Below are 23,232 nucleotides of genomic sequence, written 5' to 3' on the forward strand. Positions count from 1 at the left end.
CGGGCGGGCACCACGGGCCCGACTAAACGATCCGCCATGCCCCGGACGCTTTTCCTCGCTCCCAGGTCGGTTTCCGCCCCACCCGCCGTACAGCGTTCGGAGTAGGGCGGTCTCCACCCCCTACTGCACCCGTGGGCGCACCAGCCCCGACTCGTACGCGATGACCACGAGCTGCGCCCGGTCGCGCGCGCCGAGCTTGGCCATGGCCCGGTTGACGTGCGTCTTGACGGTCAGCGGGCTGACCGCGAGCTGCTCCGCGATCCCGTCGTTGGACAGCCCGCCCGCGACCAGCGCCAGCACCTCGCGCTCCCGCCCGGTCAGCGCCTCCAGCCCGGTGGTCCCGGGCCGTCCGGGACCGCCCTCGGCCGGACCCTCCCCCTGCGCGAGGAACTTGGCGATCAGCCCCTTCGTGGCGACCGGCGACAGCAGCGCCTCACCGGCCGCCGCGACCCGGATGGCACTGAGCAGCTCGTCCGGCTCGGCCCCCTTGCCGAGAAACCCGCTGGCCCCGGCCCGCAGCGCCTGCACCACGTAGTCGTCGACCTCGAAGGTGGTCAGGATGACCACGCGTACCGCGGCCAGGTCCGGATCGGCGCTGATCATGCGGGTGGCGGCGAGCCCGTCCACCCCCGGCATCCGGATGTCCATCAGCACCACGTCGGCCCCCGTGGCCCGCGTCAGCTCGTACGCCTCGGCTCCGTCGGACGCCTCCCCCACCACCTCCATGTCGGCCTCGGAGTCGACGAGGATGCGGAACGCGCTGCGCAGCAGGGCCTGGTCGTCGGCGAGCAGTACTTTGATGGTCATCCGGTGTCCCTCGTACGGCAGATGCGGGTGGGCGCTTCGGCCCGGGTGGGCTGGGGGGTCTGGAGGGGCAGCCGTACGTGTACCTGGAAGCCGCCGGTCGGGCGGGGACCGGTTTCGGCTGTGCCGCACAGGGCCGCCACCCGCTCGCGCATGCCGATCAGGCCGTGGCCGCCGCCGGGTTCCTGGGGATCGGGGGACGGGCCGGGGGTGCCGCCGTCGTCGAGGACCGTGACGGTCAGGACGTCGGTGTCCCGCGCGATGCGGACCGTGGCGCGGGCGCCCGTACCGGCGTGCTTGTGGACGTTGGTCAGGGCTTCCTGGACGACGCGGTACGCGGTGAGGTCGAGGGCGGCGGGCAGCGGGCCCGCCGGTTCCGGGACGTCGAGTGTGACGGGCAGGCCGGCGCGGACGAAGCCGTCCACGAGCTGGTCCAGCACGCCGAGGCCCGGGGCGGGTTCGGTGGGGGCCCGCGGGTCGTCGGACTGGCGCAGCAGGCCGACGGTGGCGCGCAGTTCGTCGAGGGCGGAGCGGGACGCCTCGCGTACGTGCGCCAGGGCTTGCTTGGCCTGGTCGGGGCGGCTGTCCATGACGTGCGAGGCGACTCCGGCCTGCACGTTGACCAGGGCGATGTGGTGGGCGACGACGTCGTGCAGTTCGCGGGCGATGCGCATCCGCTCCTCGGCGACGCGGCGCCGGGCCTCCTCCTCGCGGGTGCGTTCGGCGCGTTCGGCCCGTTCCCGTATGGCGGCCACGAAGGCGCGGCGGCTGCGGACCGCGTCACCGGCCGCGGCGGCCATGCCGGTCCATGCGAAGATCGCGAGGTTCTCCTGCGCGTACCAGGGGCGGTCCCCGAGGAGCATCGCGGCGGCGGTCAGCCCGAGGACGGTCAACGCGCCGACGCGCCAGGTGGTGGAGCGGTCCGTGCGGGCGGCGAGGGTGCACAGCGCGATGACCACGGCGCAGAAGACCGGGGCGCGTGGCACACCGCTCTCCAGGAGCAGTTCGAGGACGGTGCACAGGCCGGTGACCGCCAGCACGCTGCGCGGGAAGCGGCGGCGCAGTACCAGGGCGCCGCCGGCGGCGACGGCGAGGACCACGGTGGTGACGGTCAGTTCGCGGTGACCGAACCGGGGCCCGTACGGGCCGTGCGGGCCGTGCGGCCCGGCCACCGCGCCGACCAGGATCGTCACGACGACGGCGAGGGCCAGCGCGCCGTCGAACGCGTACGGGTGGGCGCGTATCCAGGCGAGCGGGCCGCCGCCCGGACGCGGACCGGGCTGCCCGGGGGCGAGGGGAGTCACGGGAAAACGGTAGCGCCCCGGTCCCGTGCGGGATCCGGGGCGCTGCCTGCGCTGGAGGTGGTACGGGCCGCCCGGCGGACCGGGCGGCGGGTCAGCCCGGGATCAGGCCGTCGTCGCTGAGCATCTGCCGGACCTCGTCGAGGGTGGCGTCCTCGGAGGGCAGGATCAGCTCGGACGGTTCCAGGGAGTCGTCCGGCAGCGGGGCGCCGAGGCGGCGCACCGCGTCCAGAAGGGCGCTCAGGGTGCGCCGGAAGCCGGGCTCGTCACCGCTCTCCATCTCCTCGAGCAGCTCGTCGTCCAGCTTGTTCAGCTCGACGAAGTGCGCGTCGTCGAGCTTCACCTGCCCCTCCCCCATGATCCGTACGATCACGACGGTCTCCTTCTGGTCCGGTGCGACGGCCCGGTCCGATGCGACGACCGGGCCCGGTGCGGCGGTACCGACGAGGCTAGCCGCCGCCGGCCGTCACTGCTTGTCGAAACGCGGCTGCCCGGGCTGCGCCTGCGGGGCCTGCTGGCCCTGGCCCGTCTGGCCGCCCTCGATGGCCTGCTTGTCGGCGCCCGGTCCGGCCAGCTCGGCCTTCATCCGCTGGAGCTCCAGCTCGACGTCGCTGCCGCCGGAGAGCCGGTCCAGCTCCGCCGTGATGTCGTCCTTGGCCATGCCGGTCGGGTCGTCGAGCGCGCCGGAGGCGAGCAGCTCGTCGATGGCGCCGGCCCTGGCCTGCATCTGCGCGGTCTTGTCCTCCGCACGCTCGATGGCCATGCCGACGTCGCCCATCTCCTCGGAGATGCCGGAGAAGGCCTCGCCGATCCGGGTCTGGGCCTGGGCGGCGGTGTACGTGGCCTTGATCGTCTCCTTCTTCGTACGGAAGGCGTCGACCTTGGCCTGGAGGCGCTGGGCGGCGAGGGTGAGCTTCTCCTCCTCGCCCTGCAGCGTCTGGTGCTGCGTCTGCAGGTCCGTGACCTGCTGCTGGAGGGCGGCCCGGCGGGAGAGCGCCTCCCGGGCGAGGTCCTCACGGCCGAGCGAGAGGGCCTTGCGGCCCTGGTCCTCCAGCTTGGAGGACTGGTTCTGGAGCTGGTTGAGCTGCAGCTCCAGGCGCTTGCGGGAGGTCGCCACGTCGGCGACGCCGCGGCGCACCTTCTGCAGCAGCTCCAGCTGCTTCTGGTAGGAGTAGTCAAGGGTCTCGCGCGGATCCTCGGCCCGGTCCAGGGCCTTGTTGGCCTTCGCGCGGAAGATCATCCCCATCCGCTTCATGACACCGCTCATAGGCCTCGCGCGCCCCCTTCTGACCGAGTTACATCGGGCTTCGGCTCCAGCACATCTACAGACCCCACAGTACGGGCCCCGGTTCCATTACCGCACTGTTCGGCCCCGGATGCGCTCCTCCTGCAGGACGATCAGGACGCCGCCGCCATCCGGCGCAAGGAGTAGGGACCGCCCCGGGAACCCACATGGCGCACCTTTCGCGCCGAATGTCCCCTGCGCGACGTCACCCGGAGGTCCGCGCCGTTGCCGGATCGTTCCCCATGCCACTGTGGTCCATGCGCGGCCAACCCGTACTCTTGCGTGTGTGTTCCGAAGCCGTTCGAAGGATGAGCAGGCCGCGACCACCAAGGTGACCGCGTCCGAGCCGAAGCAGCCCCGCGACCCGCAGGCCCCCAAGGGCCGCCCGACGCCGAAGCGGAGCCAGGCGCAGTCGCAGCGCCGTACGCGCGCGCAGACGCCGGCCAACCGCAAGGAGGCGACGAAGGCGTCGCGTGAGGCGCGCCGCGCCGACATGGCCCGGCAGCGTGAGGCGCTGGCCAACGGTGACGAGCGGTTCCTGCCGATCCGCGACAAGGGTCCGGTGCGGCGGTTCGCCCGCGACTTCGTCGACTCGCGCTGGTGCGTGGCGGAGTTCTTCCTGCCGATGGCCGTGATCATCCTGGTGCTGACGATGCTGCGCCAGCCGGGCATCCAGAACATCGCGCTGCTGCTGTGGCTGTTCATCATCGTGCTGATCGTCGTCGACTCCTTCGTGCTGTGGTTCTCGCTGAACAAGCGCCTCAAGCAGCGCTTCCCGAACGAGAACCACAAGGGCGTCAAGCCCTACGCCCTGATGCGCACGCTCCAGATGCGCCGGCTGCGTCTGCCGAAGCCGCAGGTCAAGCGCGGAGAGCGGCCCTGAACGCAACCCCTTTGGGCTTCTCGCCCGGCGCCGAGCGGTGGCTGGGCGGGCTGGACGGTCTGCGCAACACCGTCCGCCAGGAGCTGGTGGCCCGCCAGCTGGAGGAACAGATCGCGGCCCGCTTCCCGGTGGGACAGCGGCTGCGGGTGCTCGACGTGGGCGCGGGCCAGGGCACCCAGGCGCTGCTGCTGGCCCGGGCCGGCCACAAGGTCACCGGCCTGGAGTCCGACCCGGCGATGCTGGCGGCGGCCCGTACGGCGCTGGCGGAGGAGCCGGCCGGCATCCAGGAGCGGATGGAGCTGATCGAGGGGGACGGCCGGGACACCGGTGTGCACTTCCTCCCCGGCGCCTTCGACGTGGTGCTCTGCCACGGCGTGCTGATGTACGTGACGGAACCGGACCCGATGCTGGCCGGGCTGGCCCGCGTCCTGGCGCCCGGCGGACTGCTGTCGCTGGTGGTGCGCAACGCCGACGCGCTCGCGATGCGGCCCGGCCTGTCCGGTGACTGGGACGGCGCCCTGGGCGCCTTCGACACGGCCGAGTACGTCAACCGCCTCGGCCTCACGGCGCGCGCCGACCGCCTGGCGGCGCTGACCGCGACGCTCGACGGGATCGGCGCGCCGCTGGAGACCTGGTACGGCGTACGGGTCTTCACCGACACCGCGCCGGACGACGCGCCGCTGCCCGCCGACGGCGAGCTGGAACGGCTGCTGGCCGCCGAGGCGCGGGCCGGACGCACCGACCCGTACCGGGCGGTGGCGGCGCTGCTGCACCTGTGCGGCGTGCGGGGCGGTACGGGCGGCGAGGGGCGCCAGGGCGGCTGATCCGGCGTCTGGCTCTCAGCGCCGGCGCCGGGGTTCCACGGTGACGACGTCGTAGCCCTGGTCCTCCGACGCCTGGCCGCCGTACCCGCCGTACGACTGGCCGCCGTAACCGCCGTACGACTGGCCGCCGGGCTCGACCGTGACGACGTTCGCGCCGCCGTACGCCCCGCCGCTGTACGACTGGCCTCCGGGCCCGACCGTGACGATCTCCGCGCCGCCGTAGGGCGCGTAGGAGGGGTCAGCGGCCGCGGGGCCCGCATACCCCTCGGGCGCGGACCCGTAATAGGCGGGACTGGTCCAGCGCGCGCCCGACCCGTCCATGTAGCGGCTCTCGCTCCTGGCCGCCCGGGTGCCGCCGTTGCACTTCTTGCACAGGACGCGGAGGTTCCCGGGGTGGCTCGCCGCCGCCCTGGCGTCGTCCAGGCTGATCGCCTCGACGTCGCGGTAGATGTTCTCGCCCACCTGCACGGTCCAGTTCATGGGGTCCACCGAGCGGTGCACGTTGGCGATGATGCCTTCCACGTGATCGATCTCGTACCAGTTACTCTCCTTGGCGGCACCGCGCGCCTCCGCCTTGCTGAGGACCATTTTTCCGCACTTCCCGCATTCGTAGCGGTACGTTCCGGTCCGTGAACTCAGGCGCCTCGGCGTCACCGCCAGGACCGCGTTCACGGCGCCTTCCAGCCAGGTGAGGTGCTTGCGGCTGCCGTCCCAGAGCCGCTGGCCCGCCTCCCCGCGGCGCGGCGGGGGGACCCGTTCGGCCGCCGCCAGGGGACTCGTCTGGCGGCTGCTGCCGGCAGCCGCGCCCGCGCGGGTGCGTGCGTGGGTACGCGGCCCGTTCTCGGCCTCGATGCGCTCGGATTCCCGCTGGGTGTGTTCGCGGCCGGAGCGCCGGGGCATGCGCTGTACGTGCGGTGCGTGGCCGCACCCCTGGCCGCACCCCGCGTGCTGGTCCTGACCCTGCCGGTTCCGGGCGAGCCGCTGGACGACGGCGGCGTTGCCCGCGGCCTGCTGAAGCCGCACGACCTGCGCTGCCGTCAGCGGCCCCGGCTCCGCGACAGCCTTCTGGGCGGCTGACGTGTGCGACGCGTCCCTCGCCGGTCGTACGGGCCGACCGGCGGCACCGCGCTGGTCCCGCTCTCGCTCTGCGTGCATACGTCCACTCCGTCGGGGTCCAGGGGCCCTTACGCCGATGTCCTCGGCCTCCTTGTCTACGACAGGCGGCAGTCGCGCGGGAAGAGCCATAGGGGCAGCCCTGCCGCCCTTGGGTGCAGGGCGGTTTCGGACCGGAGACGAAATGGCCCGGACGGGAGTCAGGCGGCCGCCGCTCTCCCGCGTCTTGTCCTCTGTGACCGCCGCGCCCGCGCCCGAGCCCGCTCCCGAGTCCGCCTCCGAAGAGCCACCACCGCCCCGGCTGCCCGTCCGCAGGACCTGGCAGGTGCTGTACGGCCATGTCCGGCCGCACCGCCCGGCCATCGCCCTGGGCGGACTGCTCACCCTGATCGGCGCGGCCACCGGCCTCGCCCAGCCGATGGCCGCGAAGGTGCTGGTCGAGCGGTTGGGCGGGGGCGGGTCCGTCACGGCGCTGCTGGTGCTGCTGACCGTCCTGGTGGTGGCGGGTACGGCCGTCGAGGCGTTCGGCGCGTACATCCTGGAACGGACCGCGGAGTCCGTGGTGCTCGCCGCCCGGCGTCAGCTCGTCGCGCGGCTGCTGCGGCTGCGGATGTCCGAGGTCGACCGCAGCCGGCCGGGCGACCTGATGTCGCGGGTCACCGCGGACACCACGCTGCTGCGCGCGATCACCACCCAGTCGCTGGTCTCGGCCGGCACCGGCAGTGTCACCCTGATCGGCTCGGTCGTGCTGATGGCGCTGCTGGACCCGGTGCTGCTCGGAGTCACGGTCGGTGTGATCGTGCTGATCGGCGGCTCGCTGGCGCTGGTGATGCCGCAGATCGCGAAGGCGACGAAGCGGGCCCAGGAGGCGGTGGGGGCGATATCCACCGCGCTGGAACGGACGTTCGGGGCGTTCCGTACGGTCAAGGCGTCGGGCGCGGAGCCGCGGGAGGCCGCGGCCGTCGAGTCGGCGGCGCGCGAGGCGTGGCGTGGCGGCGTACGCGCCGCGAAGTGGCAGTCGGTCGCACTGTCCTCGGTGGGGCTGGCGGTCCAGCTCTCGTTCCTGGCCGTGCTGGGCGTCGGCGGCGCGCGGGTGGCGTCCGGGGCCACCGACATCGCCACCCTGGTCGCGTTCCTGCTGTACCTCTTCTACCTCATCGACCCGATATCCCGGCTGGTGGAGGCGGCGTCCGCCTATCAGGTGGGGTCGGCGGCGGTCGCCCGGATGACGGAGGCCGAGGCGATGGAGGTGGAGCCGGAGCCGGAGGCGGCGGGCACCGTGCGCGACGCTTCCACGGCGCCCGCGAGCGTCACCTTCGAGCAGGTGACCTTCCGCTACCGCCCCGATCTGCCGCCGGTCCACCACGGCGTGGACTTCGCGGTGCCCGGCGGCGGCATGACCGCGTTCGTCGGGCCGTCGGGCGCCGGGAAGACCACCGTCTTCGGGCTGCTGGAGCGGTTCTACGAGGCGGACGGCGGCCGGGTGCTGGTCGACGGCACGGACGTACGGGACTGGCCGCTGGACCGGTTGCGGTCGACGATCGGCTACGTCGAGCAGGACGCTCCCGTGCTGGCCGGCACGCTGCGCGAGAACCTGCTGTTCGCGGCGCCGGACGCCTCCGGCGCGCAGCTCGACCGGGTGCTCGTGCGGACCCGGCTGGACGGCCTGGTCGCACGGCTGCCCGAGGGGCTGGACACGCCGGTGGGACACCGCGGGAGCAAGCTGTCCGGCGGCGAGCGGCAGAGAGTGGCGATCGCACGGGCGCTGCTGCGCGAGCCGCGGCTGCTGCTCCTGGACGAGGCGACCTCGCAGCTCGACGCGGTCAACGAACTGGCGTTGCGGGAGACCGTCGCGGAGGCGGCCCGTACGACGACGGTGCTGGTGGTGGCGCACCGGCTCTCCACCGTGACGCTCGCGGACCGCATCGTGGTGATGGAGGCGGGACGGGTGCGGGCGGTCGGTACGCATGCGCGGCTGGTGGCGGACGATCCGTTGTACGGGGAGCTGGCGGCGACGCAGTTTCTCGCCACGGCGCCCGATCAGGCGGCGGACCGGGCGCCCTGACGGGACACTTCAGCCATGACGCCTTCACTGACTTCCCGCCACCGGGCGGCGGTCGCCGCGGCCGCCGCCCTGTGCGCGACCGCGCTGGTGGCCGGCTGCTCCGGCTCCGACTCCTCCGCCGGGCCCGGCAAGGACGTCTCCTCGCCGGCCTCCGCGGCCGCCGCCACCTCCCCCGCCGAGGCGGCGGCCCCCAGTGTCAGCACCGACCTCCAGAACGCGTACCAGAAGGTGGTCAAGGACGTCCTGCCGTCGGTCGTCCAGATCACCACCGGGGAAGGGCTGGGCTCCGGGGTGGTGTACGACGCGCGCGGCCATGTCGTCACCAACGCGCACGTCGTCGGCGAGGACAAGAAGTTCAAGGTCACCACGGCGCGCGGCAGCCGCTCCCTGGACGCGTCGCTGGTCGCCTCCTACCCGGAGCAGGACCTCGCCGTCATCAAGATCGACGACGCGCCGAAGGACCTGAAGCCCGCGACGTTCGGCGACTCCGCGAAGGTCGAGATCGGGCAGATCGTGCTCGCCATGGGCAGCCCGCTGGGGCTGTCCGGCAGCGTCACGCAGGGCATCGTCTCGGCGACCGGACGCACCGTCAGCGAGCCCAGCAGCGGCGGCGGCACGGGCGCGACCCTCGCCAACATGGTGCAGACCTCCGCCGCCATCAACCCCGGCAACAGCGGCGGCGCGCTCGTCAACCTCTCCGACCAGGTCATCGGCATCCCGACGCTGGCCGCCACGGACCCGCAGATGGGCGAGGGCGCGGCGCCCGGCATCGGCTTCGCGATCCCGGCGTCCACCGTCCGCAACATCGCCGACCAGATCGTCAAGGACGGCAAGGTCACCAACTCGGGCCGGGCGGCGCTCGGCATCACCGGCCGCACCCTGGTCGGCCAGGATTTCGAGGGCGCCGGGGTGAGCGTCGCGAGCGTCAAGGAAGGCGGTCCGGCGGACCGGGCGGGCATCGAGGCCGGTGACGTCGTGGTGAAGTTCGACGGCAAGGACGTCCGTACGATGCAGGCCCTTTCGGAGGCGCTGGCGGGCCACAAGCCGGGCGACAAGGTGGACGTCACCGTCGACCGGGACGGCTCGCGGAAGACGGTACGGGTGACGCTCGGGACGATCTGAGGCGCCGGCCCTCACCGGCTTGCCGGTTCAGCAATGTTACTTGCCGCTCCGCAGTGCGCACGCGCACTCTGCGTCCGGACATCGGCACGCCGGACAGCGCGACGCCTTGCGGAGCGGAGGAGACAGCAGATGGAAAACCGCCATGTCGTCATCATCCCGATCGAGGTCGACGAGGAGAAGGAGAGTTCGTACCTCGACGCCTGGCAGGACGCGGCGGAGGTGATGGCCACGCAACCCGGGTTCATCCGGACGTACATGTTCCGCACGATCGTTCCGGGGAGCACCTTCCCTCTCGTCAACGTGGCGGAATGGGAGTCCACCGCTCATTGGGAAGAGGCGATGAACGTCTGCCCGATGATGGGGCAACAGATGGCCGTCGCCCATGCCTCGAACTACGAGGCGGTCCGGACGGTCCTGCCCGCCACGCCACGGAGCCCGAACTCCGGCGACGGTCACCCGCCCGCCGGCCTGTCTCCCGCCGAGACACATCGCCGCGTCGTGGACGGCAAGATCACGCTGGTCGATGTCCGGGAAGACGATGAATGGGCAGCGCGCCACCCGGCCGGCGCCGTCCACGCCGCGCTCGGCACGCTGCCGGCTTCGCTGTCGGACCTGCCCGACGGCCCGCTGGCCTTCGTGTGCCGCACGGGCACCCGCAGCGTGCAAGGCGGCGCGCAGGCGATCCGCGCAGGCCGGTCCTCCGTCTACACCGTGACGGGCGGCCTCGAAGCATGGGAAGCCGCCGGGCTTCCGGTCGTTCTCCCCGGCCACGAAGGCGCGGAGAACGACGGGTAGGTGCGAGTGGCGTGGTGAGCGGTCAGGGAGTCCCGGCCCCGGGCCCGATGACGGCATCGCACAGGTTCCGGAACATCCGGCGCGGCGCCGGCCGGGCCACCCGGCCCGGCCGGCGCCGGTCCGCGGGTCAACCCACGTCGGCGTGGAGGCTCATCGCGTAGATCTCGGTGCCGTCCTCGAAGAGCGTCACCCTGTCGGCGCCCCCTTCGAGGAGGTCCTTCCACACCTCGCCGATCCAGGACTCCGCGTCCCCCTGGGTGGTGAATTCCTCGGGCTGCACCGCGGGCTCCGTCTCCGTACCGTCGGCCTTCTCGAACCGCCACGTCCACGCCATGTCCGCCTCCTGGGTCCCACCGAGTGCCTGCTGGTTCGCGTACCGCTGCCGCGCCGCGGCGTGCCGCGGCGCGGTCCTGCTGCTGTCCTCCGTACGAGCGCCGTACGAGCGGCGTATTCCCCGCGAACGCGCGGCGTACGTCCCGCGTACGTGCTGTTCCGCAGCCTAACGGCCGTGTCGAGACGGGCCCCCGCGCGCCCGGTCGGCACCGTCGGGGGAAAATCGGCGGGTGGAACTGACTCTCCTCGGCACCGGAGCCCCCCGCGGGCTGCCGCGCCCCGGCTGCCCCTGCGCCGCCTGTGCCTCCGCCGTCGGCGACGAGGCGCGCGCGGCCACCGCGCTGCTCGTCGACGGAGCGCTGCTGCTGGACCTGACGCCGGGTCCGGCCTTCGCGGCCGCCCGCGCCGGGCACTCGCTCACCGCCGTACGGCAGGTGCTGCTCTCGCACCCGCACGACGGTCCGGCCATGGAGGTGCCGGCCGGGCTGCCGCAGCCGGGGCGGGTCGCGGACGGCCGGGAGCTGGCGCTGCTGGACGGGCACCGGGTGCGGGCCGTCGCCGTGGACGTGCCGGGCACCGGCTACGAGGTCGGCGGCGCCGAGGGCGAGCGGCTGCTGTACCTGCCGCCGGGCGCCGCGCCGGCCGGTGCGGCCGAGGGCGAGGGCGGCCGGGGTGTCCGCCCGTACGACATGGTCCTGCTGGACGTCCTGGGGCGGCCGGACGCACTGGCGCGGCTGCGGGCGAGCGGCGCGGTGGACGCCGCGACGGACGTGCTGGGCGTCCACCTGGACCACACCGTCCCGCCCGGCCCCGAGCTGCACCGCCGGCTGGCGGCGGCGGGGGCGCGCGCCGTGCCGGACGGCACGTCGCTGCTGGTCGGCGAGTACCACGCGGTGCCCGACCTGCCGCGCCGCACGCTGGTGCTGGGCGGCGCGCGCAGCGGCAAGTCGGCGGAGGCCGAACGGCGGCTGGCCGCCTTCCCGGACGTGCTGTACGTCGCGACCGGCGGCACCCGTGACGGGGACGCCGAGTGGGCGGCGCGGGTCTCGGCCCACCGGGAGCGCCGTCCGGCGTCCTGGCGTACGACGGAGACCTGCGACCTGCTGCCGCTCCTGGAAGGCGGCACCCGGCCGGAGGACCGGCCGGGCGGGCCCGCCGCACAGGCCGCCCCGGACGACTCGCCGCTGCTGATCGACTGCCTCGCCCTGTGGCTGACGCACACCATGGACGAGGTCGGCGCGTGGGACGACGAGAAGTGGGCGGCGGGCGGTGAGCGGGAGCTGCGTACGCGGGTGGACGAGCTGGTCGCGGCGGTGCGCGGCACCCTGCGCCCGGTGGTGGCGGTGAGCAACGAGGTCGGTTCCGGGGTGGTGCCGGCGACCGCGTCCGGCCGCCGTTTCCGGGACGAACTGGGGCGGCTGAACGCGATGTTCGGCGCCGAGTGCGAACACGTCCTGCTGGTCGTCGCCGGGCAGGCGCTTGCGCTGCGCGGATGACACGGGCCGGGCCGCGCCCGTGTCCGCTTGCCCGGACCCGCCGGGACGGGTGGTCTGGTCCGGTGACCGAAACGGATGGTCCGGTGACCAGCACCTCGCGCCGCCTCGACGCGGCCGTACGCGCTTATGTACGGCAGCACCCCTTCGCCACGGTCGTGGCGCTCGGCGAGGGGCCGGGGAGCACCGCCTTCTGGCGGCTGGACGACGGGCGGCTGGACTGGCTGGCCGTGGAGCCGCCGGAGACCGCCGCGGTCCGCCGGATGCTGCTGCCGGACGGGCCCCGGCGGCGGACCCTCGCACATCCGGTGGCCGACCCCGGCTGGCTGGAGGCGGTCCGCTCGCCGGAGCGCGGGGTGGTGGTGGCCGCGCTCGGGCTGCTGATGTTCCTGCGGCCGCCCGAGGTCCGTGCGCTGTTCGCGGCGTGCGCGGAGCGGCTGCCCGGTGGCGCGCTGGTCTTCGACGCGGTGCCCCGCTGGTGCGTGGGCCGGGACCGGCCGCGTACGGGCGTACGGGCGGCGCCCGGCGCTCCGCCGCTGCGCTGGGGCATGAACGCCGCCGACCGGCCCAGGGTGGCGAGTGCGCACCCGAACATCGTCGCGGTGTGCGAGGTGCCGCCGCCCGGCCGCGGACCGCTCGCCGGGTGCCTGGCGCGCTGGCGGGAGCACGTACCGCTGCTGCACACCCCGGCACGCACGGTCACGGAGATCCGCTTCGGCAGGCCGCGGCCCGCCCCGGGTCCCGGCCCCGGAGGCGGCCGGACCGCCGCGGGCCCCGGCACCCGCGGCGCCCCGCCCGACCCGGAGCGGGCCGCCGGGCACGGTTCCCGGTAATCTGCGCCGAATGAGCGCCCTGAACCTCGATGACTTCGCCCACCTGATCGAGCGCCCCGACGGCGGTGCCCGCCGCGATGCCGAGGAGCGCCGGCAGCGGCTGGCGGTGCCGCCCGGGGCCCTGGGGCGGCTGGACGAGCTGGGCGAGTGGCTGGCCGCCGCGCAGCAGCAGGTGCCGGTACGGCCGATCGGGCGGCCGCGGGCCGTGCTGTTCGCGGGCGACCACGGGGTGGCGTCGCTGGACGTCTCGGGCCGCCCGGCCGGTACCGCCCACCAGCTCGTGCGGGACGTGCTGGACGGGGCCAGCCCGGCGGCGGTGCTGGCGCGCCGGGCCGGTGTCCCGGTGCGGGTCGTGGACATAGCGGTGGACTGCGACCCGGCGGAGCTGCCGGAGGACGTCACCCGGCACCGGGTGCGGCGCGGCTCGGGCCGGATCGACATCGAGGACGCGCTGACGCCCGAAGAGGCCGAGCGGGCCTTCCGGGCGGGCATGGCGGTCGCCGACGAGGAGGCGGACGCCGGTACGGACCTGGTCGCGCTCGGCGACCTGAGCGTGGGCGGCACCACCCCGGCGAGCGCGCTGATCGCCGCCCTGTGCGGCACCGACGCCTCGGTGGTCACCGGGCGCGGCGGCGCGGGCATCGACGACCTGGCGTGGATGCGCAAGTGCGCGGCGATCCGCGACGCGCTGCGCCGGGCCCGGCCGGTCCTCGGCGACCAGTTGGAGCTGCTGGCCGCCACCGGCGGCGCCGACCTGGCCGCGATCACCGGTTTCCTGCTGCAGAGCGCGGTCCGGCGCACCCCGGTGATCCTGGACGGGGTGGTCTCGGCGGCCTGCGCGCTGGTGGCGCAGCGGGTGGCGTTCCGGGCTCCGGACTGGTGGCTGGCCGGGCAGGTCAGCGGCGAGCCCGCCCAGTCCAAGGCATTGGACCGGATCGCACTCAACCCTTTGCTCGATCACGGCGTCACTGCTGGCGAGGGGACGGGATCGCTGCTCGCTCTGCCACTGGTGCAGGCGGCCGCGGCCCTGGCGGCAGACCTGCCCGTACGCGACTGAGGGACGCCGGCCGGCAACGGCTCGCGGCCCTGTGCCGACCGGATTCCAGTGGATCCGGGGGTCGACGGCGCCCCCATATGATCAAGCTTCATGGGAGAAGTCCGTTTGAGCCCGGATGAGGACCGCACCCGCGGTCGGTGGTCACGACGCGGCGCCGCGTACGCCGTCTGGTACCTGCGTGCCGTCACCTTCATCAATGTCCTCAGCGCCGTGTGGGTGTCGGTCGGGCAGGACATCCGCCGGCACAACGTCGATGAGTTCTTCACCCCCTACCTGCTCACCGCGGGTTTCGCGTCCGGCGTCTTCTCGCTGTTCTTCGCGGTCACCATGCGGCGCCGCAAACGCGCCGCGTGGATACTGAACCTGATCCTGTCCGGGCTGTTCCTCGCGCTGTTCGCGCTCGCGATGGTGGCCGCGCCGGAGTTCCGGCAGCACGGGCAGAACTGGTTCTCCTTCGTCGTGACGCTGCTGTTCGTCGTCTCGCTGCTGGTGGGCCGCAAGGAGTTCTACGCCAAGGGCGACCGCTCCAACCCCAAGCTGGCCGCGGCCGTCGCGCTCGGCGGCCTGCTGGTCACCTCGCTGCTCGCGGCGCTGCTGGTCACCGTCGCCAACACCGCGCACGACAGCCACCACTCGACGTTCGCGGACCGCTGGCGCTACGGCGTCATGCGGCTGGTCTCCATCGCCGCCGAGGAGGACCGTTTCCCCGGCATCGCCACGCCGAACTGGGCCAACGTCGTCATCAACGTCATGAGCACGCTCCTGCTGCTGCTCGTGCTGTGGGCCGCCTTCCGCTCCGTACGCAGCACCGACCCGATCACCCCGGAGGACGAGGAGCGGCTGCGCGGCCTGCTGGCCCGCCAGGGCGACCGGGACTCGCTGGGCTACTTCGCGCTGCGCCGCGACAAGAGCGTCATCTGGTCCCCCACCGGCAAGGCCGCCGTCACCTACCGCGTCGTCGGCGGGGTCTCGCTCGCCTCCGCCGACCCGATCGGCGACCCGGAGGCGTGGCCCGGCGCCATCGACCTGTGGCTCGCCGAGGCCCGCTCGCACGGCTGGGCACCGGCCGTGATGGGCGCGAGCGAGGAGGGCGGCACGATCTACGCCCGGCACGGCCTGGACGCGCTGGAGCTGGGCGACGAGGCGATCGTGGACACCGGGGAGTTCACGCTGGAAGGGCGCGCCATGCGCACCGTCCGGCAGGCGTACAACCGCGTCAAGCGGGCCGGCTACACCGTCCGCATCCGCCGCCACGAGGACATTCCCGAGGCCGAGATGGACCGGCTGCTGGAACTGGCCGACGACTGGCGCGACGGCGAGACCGAGCGCGGCTTCTCCATGGCGCTGGGCCGGCTCGGCGACCCCGGTGACGGCCGCTGCGTGATGCTCGAATGCACCGACGCCGACGGTGCGCTGCGCGCGCTGCTCAGCTTCGTGCCGTGGGGCGCCAAGGGCCTGTCGCTGGACCTGATGCGCCGCGACCGGGAGTCCGAGAACGGGCTGATGGAGTTCATGGTGCTGGAGCTGATCCAGCGGGCGAAGGAGGTGGACGTCACTCAGGTGTCACTGAACTTCGCGATGTTCCGCTCCGTCTTCGAACGCGGTTCGCGGCTCGGCGCGGGCCCGGTGCTGCGCCTGTGGCGCTCGCTGCTCAGCTTCTTCTCCCGGTGGTGGCAGATCGAATCGCTCTATCGCGCCAACGCGAAATACCGGCCCATCTGGGAGCCCCGGTACATGCTCTTCGAAAAGAGCACCGACCTGCTGCGCATCGGCCTCGCCAGTGCCCGCGCCGAGGGCTTCCTGGAGGCTCCCGGGCTGCCGAAGTGGCTCAACCGCAAACACCTGGAGACGAAGAGATGAGCGAGCCGGTCCTGCGCCGCGCCGTGCGTGCCGAGTGGGGCCTGCTGTTCCGGACCGTGTGGTCGGGGCTCCGCAGGAAGAAGCTGCTGGCGATCCCGATGACGATCTCCGCGGTCCTGCTCACCTCCCTCTTCCAGATCGTCCAGAACCAGTCCTGGGGGTATCAGTTCGTCCAGGACATCGGTTCGGTCCAGGCCCACGAGCACCTGTGGCTGGCGCTGCTGCGTACGCCGCTGTCGCTGTTCGTGCCCGCCCTGGACCTGCCGGTGTGGGGCGCGCTGGCGCAGCTCCTGATCGTCTTCGGGATCTGCGAGATCTGTCTGGGCCGGGCCCGGACGCTGCTGATCGCGTACGCGGCCACGCTCGCCGGGACGATGTACGCGCGGATCGGCATCTGGCTCGGCCCGGACCATCCGCTCGGCCTGCCGCCGACGGACGCGTTCGTGCACGACACCGGCCCGTCGGCGGCGGTGGTCGGCCTCGGGATCTTCGTGTGCTGGGTCTACCGGGCGTGGTTCACCTGTGCGCTGGTGGTGCTCTCGATGATCTACGAGGTGGTGTTCATCAAGAACAACCTGGCGGGCCGGGAGCACATCGCCGCGGTCGTGGCGGTGCTGGCGCTGTGCGGGGTCTGGGAGGCGCTGCACCGGCGCCGCAAACCGCGGGGCGAGCAGCAGGTGCGGGCCGGCGGCTGACGGCGGGCGGGCGCCGGCCCTCAGTGGGTCGGCGCCCCGCCGATGACGTGGTTCACCCGGCGGCGCAGCCCGTTCCAGCGCCGGTCGTGCCGGAAGGCACGGACCTTCGCCTTGGCGCGGGCCTTGGGGCGCCGCCGGTAGAACCGTTTCGCCCACGGTGAGTTCGGCCGGGCCAGCCGGACGGCGCCGAACAGCGCGACGAACGGTACGAACACCCCGATCACCGCCATCCGGCCCTTCCCCTTGAAGAGCGCCACCAGGGCGAAGAGGAAGTTGACCCCCACCGTCCGGACCACCCGGAAGCGGTTGTGGAACTCGTCGGGCCCCAGTTCGTTCACCCCGAACGGCAGGGCGCCGCCCAGGATCAGCGCCACCAGCGCGGCCGTGACGATCACGATCTCCACGCTCTTGGTGCCCTGCTCGCTCCAGTACACGTCGTCCAGGTGCAGGATCAGCGCGAACTCGTCCAGCACCAGCCCGACCCCCATCCCGAACAGCACCGCCGCTATGCCCGACCCGTAGCCGTGGCGCCCGCCGGCCAGCGCGGTGAACCCGCCGACCACCATGAGCACCACGCCCGGCACGACGTGGTGGATGTGCAGGCCGCCCGGCGAGATGTTCCGGAAGGGGCCCTTCCCGGCCCGGATCAGCCGGGTGATCATCCGGGTCACGACGAAGGTCAGCATGAAGGAGACGAGCGCGAGCAGCAGGGGCAGCTTCCCCGGCTCGATGATGTTGCGGAACCACCAGTGACCCATGCCACGTACTCCCCATTTGTCGCGTATAGGGGCAATTTAGCGCCGTCCGGTCCACGGCAGCCGGGTTAGCCTGCCGCGATGAACGACGCCGCCGCCCCGTCCGGCCCCTCGCCTTCCCCCACCCTCGGGGACGCCATGCGCTTCGCCTTCGGCACGCTGACCGTGCTGCCCGTACGGCTCCGCCGCTGGGACCGGCCGGCGGCACGCGGCGGCATGCTGTGCGCGCCGGTCGCCGGGCTGGTGATCGGCCTGGCCGCGGCCGCCCTGGGCACCGGGCTCCTCCTCCTGGGCAGCGGCCCCCTCCTCGCCGCCGTCGCCACCGCGGCCGTCCCCGCCGTCCTCACCCGCGGCCTCCACCTGGACGGGCTCGCCGACACCGCCGACGGACTGGGCAGTGGCAAGCCCGCCGAGGACGCGCTGCGCATCATGAAGCAGTCCGACATCGGTCCGTTCGGCGTCATCACCCTGCTCTTCACCCTGCTGGCCCAGGTGGCCGCCCTCGCCCGTCTGTACGAACAGGGCTGGGCCGACGGCGCGACGGCCGCCGTGGTCGCGGCGGTGACCGCCCGCTGCGCCCTCACCCTCGCCGCCCGCCCCGGCGTCCCCCCGGCCCGCCCCGAAGGACTGGGCGCCGCCGTGGCCGGCACGGTGCCGCTGCCCGCGGCGGCCGTCGCGGCCGCCACCGTCGTCGCCCTCGCCGCGGCCCTGGGTGCTCGCACCGGCGGCCACGGCGCCCTCCACACCGCCCTGGCCGCCCTCCTCGCCCTCGCCGTCGGAGAGGCGGCCCTGCGCCGCTGCCGCCACCGTTTCGGCGGTATCACCGGCGACGTCTTCGGCGCCGTCGCGGAGACGACGGGGCTGACGGCGGTGGTGGTGCTGGCGCTGGGCTGAGGGCCCACACAGCAGAAAGCGGGCCCCGCGCCATGGGCGGAGCCCGCTTCACGCCTTCCGGCCCGGTGTCAGGGTCAGCAGGCCTTGCGCCAGGCGTCCAGGTCCTTCCGCTTCTGCAACGAGCTGAAGTGCAGGCGCTTCGTCGCCGGGCAGAACTGGGCGGCCTGGAGTTTGTACTCGACGTGGAAGACGGGCTTGCCGGCCTTGATGAAGGGGGTCATCTTGGCGCACTCGTCGAACTCGGCGCACTGTTCGTTGACGGCGAAGTCGAAGTCGCCGACGAGCTGGGGGATCTGGTCGAGGTCGTTCTTGAGGCCGACGGACATGCCGCGGTCGTGGGCCAGCTCGGCGATCATGCGGTTGAAGGCGAGCTGGTCCTCTTCGTCCAGGTCGAAGCCGGTGTCGTTCTTGTAGCCGTCGACGTTGTCCGGCTCGACCGCGTCGAAGCCCTTGTCACGGCACATGTCGAAGCGCTTGGCCATCAGCGGGCGCAGCACGTCCAGGCGGCGGATGTCGAGCCACTTCTCGCCCTCCCAGCCGTTCTCCTCGCCGATGACGTCCTTGGGGAAGCGGGACGCGTCCGGGCGGAAGTCCTCGTGGGCGCCGACGCTGATGTAGCAGATGACCTTGCGGCCGCGCTTGTGGAGGTCGGCGACGACGGAGGCGTCCTGCTTGAAACCGTCGATGTCGTAGACGGGCGCATCGACGGACGGGTCGAACGTGCCGGTGAGCTGCCACTGCCAGTCGACGCCGACCTCGGGGTGCCACACGGTGCGGGACTTGCCCCCTCCTGAGCTGCCCGAACTGCTCGCCTGGCTGGCGCTGTTCGAGCTGCCGGGGCCGGTGCTCGCGCCGTGGCCGGGCTGGTCGCCCGAGCCGGCCGGTGCCTGGGAGCAGGCGGTGGTGACGAGCAGCAGCGAGCCGAGGAGGAGCGAGAGGGAGACGGGGCGTCTCTTGCGCAGAAGGCCCTTGCGCAGGGGGTTCTTGCGGAGGTGCGGGGGCGTCATCGGGCGATCTCCAGGAAGGGGGGTAGGGCGTCCCAGGGGTGCGGCGCGGTGCCGGTGACGGCGCAGTGCACGGCGGCCCCACGCTGCCGGGCCAGCTCGAATGCGGCCTCCGCGCAGGACGCGGGGAGGCCGTGGACGAGATGGCAGAACCGTTCGGGCGGGTGGTGGGCCGTCCACTCCGGGACCTCGGCGTTCTCGTACGCCGCCCAGGTGTTCTCGAAGGTGACCAGGAGGTCGGCGAAGTCGAGGTAGCCGGGGTGCGGATGGAGACCGTGGTTGAGGACCACGGTGCCGGCCCCGGCGGCGCGCGCCGCGACCGCCAGACGGCGGTAGTGCGCGAGCAGTCCGGCCTCGGCGGCGGCCTGGTCGAAGAACGCGCCGTCGGCCCCGTACCAGTCGCGGTGCCGCAACAGGTCCTGGACGACGGTCGCGTGCGGGCGGCGCCCGTAAGCGGTGTCGGTGTAGCCCAGGACGCGTACGCCCGCTTCCCGTAACCGCCCGGCGACCGCGGCGAATTCCGGATCGGGGGCGGTACCGGGGCCGCTGGCCGGGTTGAGCACCACGCCGTAGAGATCCGGTGCCGCCGCGATCAGCCGCCGCCAGACGTCCGGGCGTTCGGCCGGGTGCTCGTAGAGCGGGACCAGCAGGCGGCGGGAGGACGGCCGGGGCTGCCGCGAGGACGGCCGGGTCATGGTTCGGTGACTCCTGTCGGAAATGGGACGAGATGCTGAGCATACGAGGACCCACGACGGCACCCCGACCCGGTACCCGTCACCGGCCAAGGGGGGAAATTTCCGGGCGGGTTGGCCTTCGGCCCCGGCCCCCTCGGCGGGCGTCTCCCGGCTCTCTGAACGGTGCCTCCCGCGGCCCCCTCAGCGGTGCGCCGTGGCCCGTCCCAGCAGTACCGAACCCGCGGCGGCCAGGACGAGCGCGGCGGCGCCGCAGACCGTCAACTGGGCGACGGCCGGGGACAGCGGGCCGGTCACCAGGACCACGGTCTGGACGGCCGCGGCCGGCCCGCACACCGCCGCCGCGACCGGCACCGCCCCGAACGCCTGGAGGAGCAGCGCGGTCCACAGCACCACGCCCAGGCACAGCAGCCCCAGGCCGTGTGCCGCGTCCATCGGCGGCCCCTGCCGCCACAGCAGGCTGCCGACGCCGCCGAGGAGGGCGAGCACGGCGAGGTAGCAGGTCAGGCACCGGGCCAGCGCGCCGGAGGTCGCGCGCCGGAACCCGGCCGGGGTGGTGCTCGCGCGCAGCCCGGCGACGGCCCGGCTGCGGTAGCGGTACAGCAGCCATTCGGCCGGGCCCATGCTGAGCGTGAGGGCCACCGCCGCGGGTGCCGCGACCTCGGCGTGGGCCCCGTACCGCAGCACGTCGCCGAGCGCCGTGAGCAGCACCAGCACCCCGATGGCCAGCCCGAAGACCCCGTACGGCACGGACGCCACGGCCCGCGGCGCAGGCCCGTCCTGCCGCGGCTCACGGCGGCAGCGCAGGACGGTGACGGCGGCCAGCGCGACGGCCGCGCCGAGCGACAGGACGAGCAGCGCGGCCCGTACGGCGTCCGGCGGCACGTACACCGCCATCAGCACGGCGCCGAGCGCGACCGGGGCCAGGGCGCACAGCAGCCACCGCTCCCGGCCGAAGACGAGCAGGGTGGTGGCCGCGCCCAGGTAGGCCGCCTGGCCCGCGGCGAACGCCACCGCACCGGGCGCGTCCGCGTCGGCGGCGCCGACGCCCCAGGCGACCGCCGCACCGGCCAGCGCGCCGAGCGGCGCGCCGACGGCCAGGGCCCGGGCGGCGGCCCGCCGGGCGCCCAGGCCGAGCCAGGAGTACGCGCGGTGGGCGAGCGCCTGGTTCCAGACCCAGCCGGCCAGGGCGCCGGCGAGCAGCGGCATCGTTCCGGCGGGCAGCCCGCGGGCGTCCGGCGGGCCGGACAGCAGGTGGGAGCCGACGACGTAGGCGAGTCCTGGCAGAGCGAAGACCAGAGCGCGCAGCAGGCAGCCGAGCAGGCTGACCCGCCAGGGGTCGGTGACCGCGCGGTCCGGCTCCGGGTAGCTGCGCGGAACCCGTGCGTAGAGATCCTCGGCGAGGGCGAAGGAGTTCTCCCGCCCGTAGGTGAGTTTGATCTGGTCGTCGCTCATGCCGTCGGACTCGATGATGGCGGCGATCTCGTCGGGGTGCACGGCGGCGGCGATCAGGCCGCCCATCCGTCCCGCGAGTTCGTCGACCGGGTCAGGGACGGCCCAGTGCGGGCGCCGGGGCCGCGGTACGTCGGGCAGGTCGTCCACCCGGTCCGTGCCGCCCTCCCCCGGCACCAGCCACAGGGATCCGCTCACCAGCCGGCCCCGTCGGCGGCGAGGGGGGCGTTCCAGGGCCCGCGCAGTTGGCGGGTCCACTCGTCCTGCTGCTGTTCGGCGGCCTGTCGGCCCGCGCCGTCGAGTTCGCGGTAGATGGTGCGGAAGCCGTCGACGGAGCGGCGCAGCGTGAACTGGTCGATGACCCGCTGCCGGGCCCGGCTGCCCAGTTCGGCGCGCTTCTCCCAGCCGCCCTTGAGCAGTTCCAGGGTGGCCTTGGCCATCGCCTCGGGTTCGCGGGGCGGTACGACGAGCCCGGTGTCACCGACCGCCTCGCGCACCCCGCCGACGTCGGTCGAGACGGTCGAGCGGCCGCAGGACATGGCCTCTATCAGGCTGAACGGGAAGCCCTCGGAGATGCTGGAGAGCATGACGACGCTGCCGGCCGCGTAGGCGCGGGCCACGTCGTCGATGCGTCCCTCCCAGCTCAGCCCGTCGGTCACGCCGAGCGAGGCGGCCAGCTTCTCGCAGCGGGTCCGGTACGCCTCGCCGCCGGCCGGCACCCCGCCGAACAGGCGCAGCCGCAGGTCGGGGACCTCGGCGCGGCACAGCGCGTAGGCGCGGACGAGGGTTTCCAGGTCCTTGATCGGGTCGATCCGCCCGGCCCAGCTCAGCGTCGGCGTGTCCGGCTCCTGTTCGGCGTGCGGGAACTGCTGGACGTCGACGCCGTTGTAGACGGTGCGGATCTTCTCGGGCGGGGTGCCGCCGCGCTTCTCCCAGCGCTTGTTGTACTTGTTGCACGGCGTGACGAGGTCGGCGGCCCGGTAGCTCTCGATGGTGAGCTGCCGGTAGAAGCCGAGCATCAGGGCCTTGACGGGCCAGCGCTGGGCGTCGGAGCGGTAGCCGAGGTAGCGCTCGCGCAGGTATATGCCGTGCTCGGTGAGGAGGAACGGTACGCCGTCGAACTCCTTGGCGGCGAGCGCGGGCAGACAGGCCAGCCCGTTGCTGACCGCGTGCGCGACGCTGTCCTCCGGCACCCGTACGGACAGCGGCCGCAGCGCGTGTTCGAGCAGGTCGGTGGCGGTCAGCGCGTCGTGCACGGTGGGGTCGGCCGCGCGCGTGGCGACGTGCGGCAGCGTCCAGATCCACATCAGGGAACGCAGCGCGGACTCGGTGCGCAGCGCGGCGCTCAGGCGCCCCTCGCGGGCCAGCGCGGCCAGTGCGTACAGCTCGGTGCCGAAGTCGGTGCAGGACTGCGGGTCCAGCATGGACAGCAGGAAGCGCTCGTAGGTGTCGACGAAGCGGCGGCGGTCGCGCCCCCGGAGGAGCCCGGCGGTGCGCCGGCCCGGCGGCGGGCCCCACATGGGTACGGAGGAGCGCGCGTAGACGTTGTCGGGCAGGTCCCAGGTCACCGGCTCACGGCCGCTGCCGGTGAGCGCGATGACGTTGAAGCGGACTTCGGGCATACCCCGTACGAGCTGGTCGCACCAGGTGGAGACGCCGCCGTGGACGTGCGGGTAGGTGCCCTCGGTGAGCATGGTGACGTGCCTGCCGGGCTGCGGCCCGTCGTCGGGCTGCCGATGTGGGCTGCCGACCTCGTACAGGGTTGCGTTCATGGCGATTTCCCCCCGGGAGTGAGTGCTGAGTGGAGCGGTACGGAAAGCGCGGGCGGCGCGGGTGCTGCGGGCACCGTGCGGGCGCGTCGCGCGGCCGGCGGCCGTGCCGGCCTGGTGCGGTGCGCGCGTGCGGAACTGCGGGGACGTGCACGCGCTGACGTGCGGTACTGACGTGCGGGGACGTGCGGGTGCGAGGCGTG

General features: G+C 73.6%; 23 protein-coding genes. 12 read left to right on the forward strand and 11 right to left on the reverse strand.

The genetic code is table 11. The features are described from left to right. Nucleotides 1–120: 120 nt before the first annotated feature. The 4 genes from AB0A97_RS01955 to AB0A97_RS01970 all read right to left on the reverse strand — a co-directional run bounded on the left by AB0A97_RS01955 (nt 121) and on the right by AB0A97_RS01970 (nt 3,372). Entirely contained in the window at nt 121–807 is a 687-nt protein-coding gene (locus AB0A97_RS01955; RefSeq protein ID WP_361143084.1) for a response regulator transcription factor, read from the reverse strand. Further along, nucleotides 804–2,108, reverse strand: coding sequence for a sensor histidine kinase (locus AB0A97_RS01960; RefSeq protein ID WP_361143087.1), 1,305 nt, complete (start codon nt 2,106–2,108; stop codon nt 804–806). Before AB0A97_RS01960 ends, AB0A97_RS01955 begins: the two co-directional genes overlap by 4 nt. A 91-nt stretch (nt 2,109–2,199) precedes the next feature. Continuing rightward, nucleotides 2,200–2,478 carry a hypothetical protein gene (locus AB0A97_RS01965; protein WP_361143090.1) on the reverse strand — a complete coding sequence of 93 codons (279 nt, stop codon included), beginning with the start codon at nt 2,476–2,478 and terminating at the stop codon, nt 2,200–2,202. A gap of 93 nt (nt 2,479–2,571) precedes the next feature. Then, a complete protein-coding gene (locus AB0A97_RS01970) occupies nt 2,572–3,372 on the reverse strand; it encodes a PspA/IM30 family protein (protein ID WP_361143093.1) in 801 nt (266 codons plus the stop codon). A 304-nt stretch (nt 3,373–3,676) separates the two neighbouring features. On the opposite strand from AB0A97_RS01970, the gene AB0A97_RS01975 reads away from it, so the two are divergent. Further along, nucleotides 3,677–4,273: a DUF3043 domain-containing protein gene (locus AB0A97_RS01975; RefSeq protein WP_361143096.1), complete on the forward strand. Its 597-nt coding sequence runs from the start codon at nt 3,677–3,679 to the stop codon at nt 4,271–4,273. A gap of 86 nt (nt 4,274–4,359) precedes the next feature. Further along, nucleotides 4,360–5,097: a methyltransferase domain-containing protein gene (locus tag AB0A97_RS01980; RefSeq protein WP_361145169.1), complete on the forward strand. Its 738-nt coding sequence runs from the start codon at nt 4,360–4,362 to the stop codon at nt 5,095–5,097. Between the two features lie 15 nt (nt 5,098–5,112). Here the strand turns inward: AB0A97_RS01980 and AB0A97_RS01985 are convergent, their stop codons facing one another. Then, nucleotides 5,113–5,997 (reverse strand): hypothetical protein, encoded by an 885-nt coding sequence (locus AB0A97_RS01985; protein WP_361143099.1) that lies wholly within the window; start codon nt 5,995–5,997, stop codon nt 5,113–5,115. Nucleotides 5,998–6,015: 18 nt separating this feature from the next. Between AB0A97_RS01985 and AB0A97_RS01990 the strand changes: the two genes are divergently transcribed. The 4 genes from AB0A97_RS01990 to AB0A97_RS02005 all read left to right on the forward strand — a co-directional run bounded on the left by AB0A97_RS01990 (nt 6,016) and on the right by AB0A97_RS02005 (nt 10,192). Then, nucleotides 6,016–6,174, forward strand: a complete 159-nt coding sequence (locus tag AB0A97_RS01990) for a hypothetical protein (protein WP_361143102.1) — start codon at nt 6,016–6,018, stop codon at nt 6,172–6,174. A gap of 337 nt (nt 6,175–6,511) precedes the next feature. Then, nucleotides 6,512–8,275: an ABC transporter ATP-binding protein gene (locus AB0A97_RS01995; RefSeq protein ID WP_361145172.1), complete on the forward strand. Its 1,764-nt coding sequence runs from the start codon at nt 6,512–6,514 to the stop codon at nt 8,273–8,275. A gap of 15 nt (nt 8,276–8,290) precedes the next feature. Next, nucleotides 8,291–9,397: a trypsin-like peptidase domain-containing protein gene (locus AB0A97_RS02000; protein WP_361143105.1), complete on the forward strand. Its 1,107-nt coding sequence runs from the start codon at nt 8,291–8,293 to the stop codon at nt 9,395–9,397. A gap of 129 nt (nt 9,398–9,526) precedes the next feature. Further along, the gene (locus tag AB0A97_RS02005) at nt 9,527–10,192 is read left to right on the forward strand and encodes a rhodanese-like domain-containing protein (protein ID WP_361143108.1); all 666 of its coding nucleotides are present in this window, start codon (nt 9,527–9,529) and stop codon (nt 10,190–10,192) included. Between the two features lie 127 nt (nt 10,193–10,319). Here AB0A97_RS02005 and AB0A97_RS02010 read toward each other — a convergent pair whose 3' ends face one another. Further along, nucleotides 10,320–10,526, reverse strand: a complete 207-nt coding sequence (locus AB0A97_RS02010) for a hypothetical protein (RefSeq protein ID WP_361143111.1) — start codon at nt 10,524–10,526, stop codon at nt 10,320–10,322. A 229-nt stretch (nt 10,527–10,755) separates the two neighbouring features. On the opposite strand from AB0A97_RS02010, the gene AB0A97_RS02015 reads away from it, so the two are divergent. The 5 genes from AB0A97_RS02015 to AB0A97_RS02035 all read left to right on the forward strand — a co-directional run bounded on the left by AB0A97_RS02015 (nt 10,756) and on the right by AB0A97_RS02035 (nt 16,463). Beyond that, nucleotides 10,756–12,021, forward strand: coding sequence for a bifunctional adenosylcobinamide kinase/adenosylcobinamide-phosphate guanylyltransferase (locus AB0A97_RS02015; protein ID WP_361143114.1), 1,266 nt, complete (start codon nt 10,756–10,758; stop codon nt 12,019–12,021). A gap of 83 nt (nt 12,022–12,104) precedes the next feature. Beyond that, nucleotides 12,105–12,851 (forward strand): class I SAM-dependent methyltransferase, encoded by a 747-nt coding sequence (locus AB0A97_RS02020; protein WP_361143117.1) that lies wholly within the window; start codon nt 12,105–12,107, stop codon nt 12,849–12,851. Nucleotides 12,852–12,861: 10 nt separating this feature from the next. Then, on the forward strand, nt 12,862–13,908 hold the full coding sequence (gene cobT, locus AB0A97_RS02025) for a nicotinate-nucleotide--dimethylbenzimidazole phosphoribosyltransferase (protein ID WP_361143120.1): 1,047 nt from the start codon (nt 12,862–12,864) through the stop codon (nt 13,906–13,908). A 90-nt stretch (nt 13,909–13,998) separates the two neighbouring features. Continuing rightward, the gene (locus AB0A97_RS02030) at nt 13,999–15,768 is read left to right on the forward strand and encodes a phosphatidylglycerol lysyltransferase domain-containing protein (protein WP_361143123.1); all 1,770 of its coding nucleotides are present in this window, start codon (nt 13,999–14,001) and stop codon (nt 15,766–15,768) included. Continuing rightward, nucleotides 15,765–16,463 (forward strand): hypothetical protein, encoded by a 699-nt coding sequence (locus AB0A97_RS02035; RefSeq protein WP_361143127.1) that lies wholly within the window; start codon nt 15,765–15,767, stop codon nt 16,461–16,463. Before AB0A97_RS02030 ends, AB0A97_RS02035 begins: the two co-directional genes overlap by 4 nt. 20 nt (nt 16,464–16,483) lie before the next feature. On the opposite strand, the gene AB0A97_RS02040 is transcribed toward AB0A97_RS02035, so the two are convergent. Continuing rightward, on the reverse strand, nt 16,484–17,221 hold the full coding sequence (locus AB0A97_RS02040; RefSeq protein ID WP_361143130.1) for a hypothetical protein: 738 nt from the start codon (nt 17,219–17,221) through the stop codon (nt 16,484–16,486). 78 nt (nt 17,222–17,299) lie between these two features. Between AB0A97_RS02040 and AB0A97_RS02045 the strand changes: the two genes are divergently transcribed. Continuing rightward, entirely contained in the window at nt 17,300–18,112 is an 813-nt protein-coding gene (locus AB0A97_RS02045) for an adenosylcobinamide-GDP ribazoletransferase (RefSeq protein ID WP_361143133.1), read from the forward strand. Between the two features lie 74 nt (nt 18,113–18,186). Here AB0A97_RS02045 and AB0A97_RS02050 read toward each other — a convergent pair whose 3' ends face one another. The 4 genes from AB0A97_RS02050 to pelF form a co-directional block, all read right to left on the reverse strand. Continuing rightward, a complete protein-coding gene (locus tag AB0A97_RS02050) occupies nt 18,187–19,119 on the reverse strand; it encodes an endo alpha-1,4 polygalactosaminidase (protein WP_361143136.1) in 933 nt (310 codons plus the stop codon). Continuing rightward, on the reverse strand, nt 19,116–19,811 hold the full coding sequence (locus AB0A97_RS02055; protein WP_361143138.1) for a spherulation-specific family 4 protein: 696 nt from the start codon (nt 19,809–19,811) through the stop codon (nt 19,116–19,118). The genes AB0A97_RS02050 and AB0A97_RS02055 overlap by 4 nt, the downstream gene beginning before the upstream one ends. Nucleotides 19,812–19,991: 180 nt before the next feature. Beyond that, a complete protein-coding gene (locus tag AB0A97_RS02060; RefSeq protein WP_361143141.1) occupies nt 19,992–21,458 on the reverse strand; it encodes a hypothetical protein in 1,467 nt (488 codons plus the stop codon). After that, nucleotides 21,455–22,954 (reverse strand): GT4 family glycosyltransferase PelF, encoded by a 1,500-nt coding sequence (gene pelF / locus AB0A97_RS02065; RefSeq protein WP_361145174.1) that lies wholly within the window; start codon nt 22,952–22,954, stop codon nt 21,455–21,457. Before pelF ends, AB0A97_RS02060 begins: the two co-directional genes overlap by 4 nt. Nucleotides 22,955–23,232: the final 278 nt, after the last annotated feature.

It is taken from the genome of Streptomyces sp. NPDC045470 (assembly GCF_040646595.1).
GTDB lineage: Bacteria > Actinomycetota > Actinomycetes > Streptomycetales > Streptomycetaceae > Streptomyces.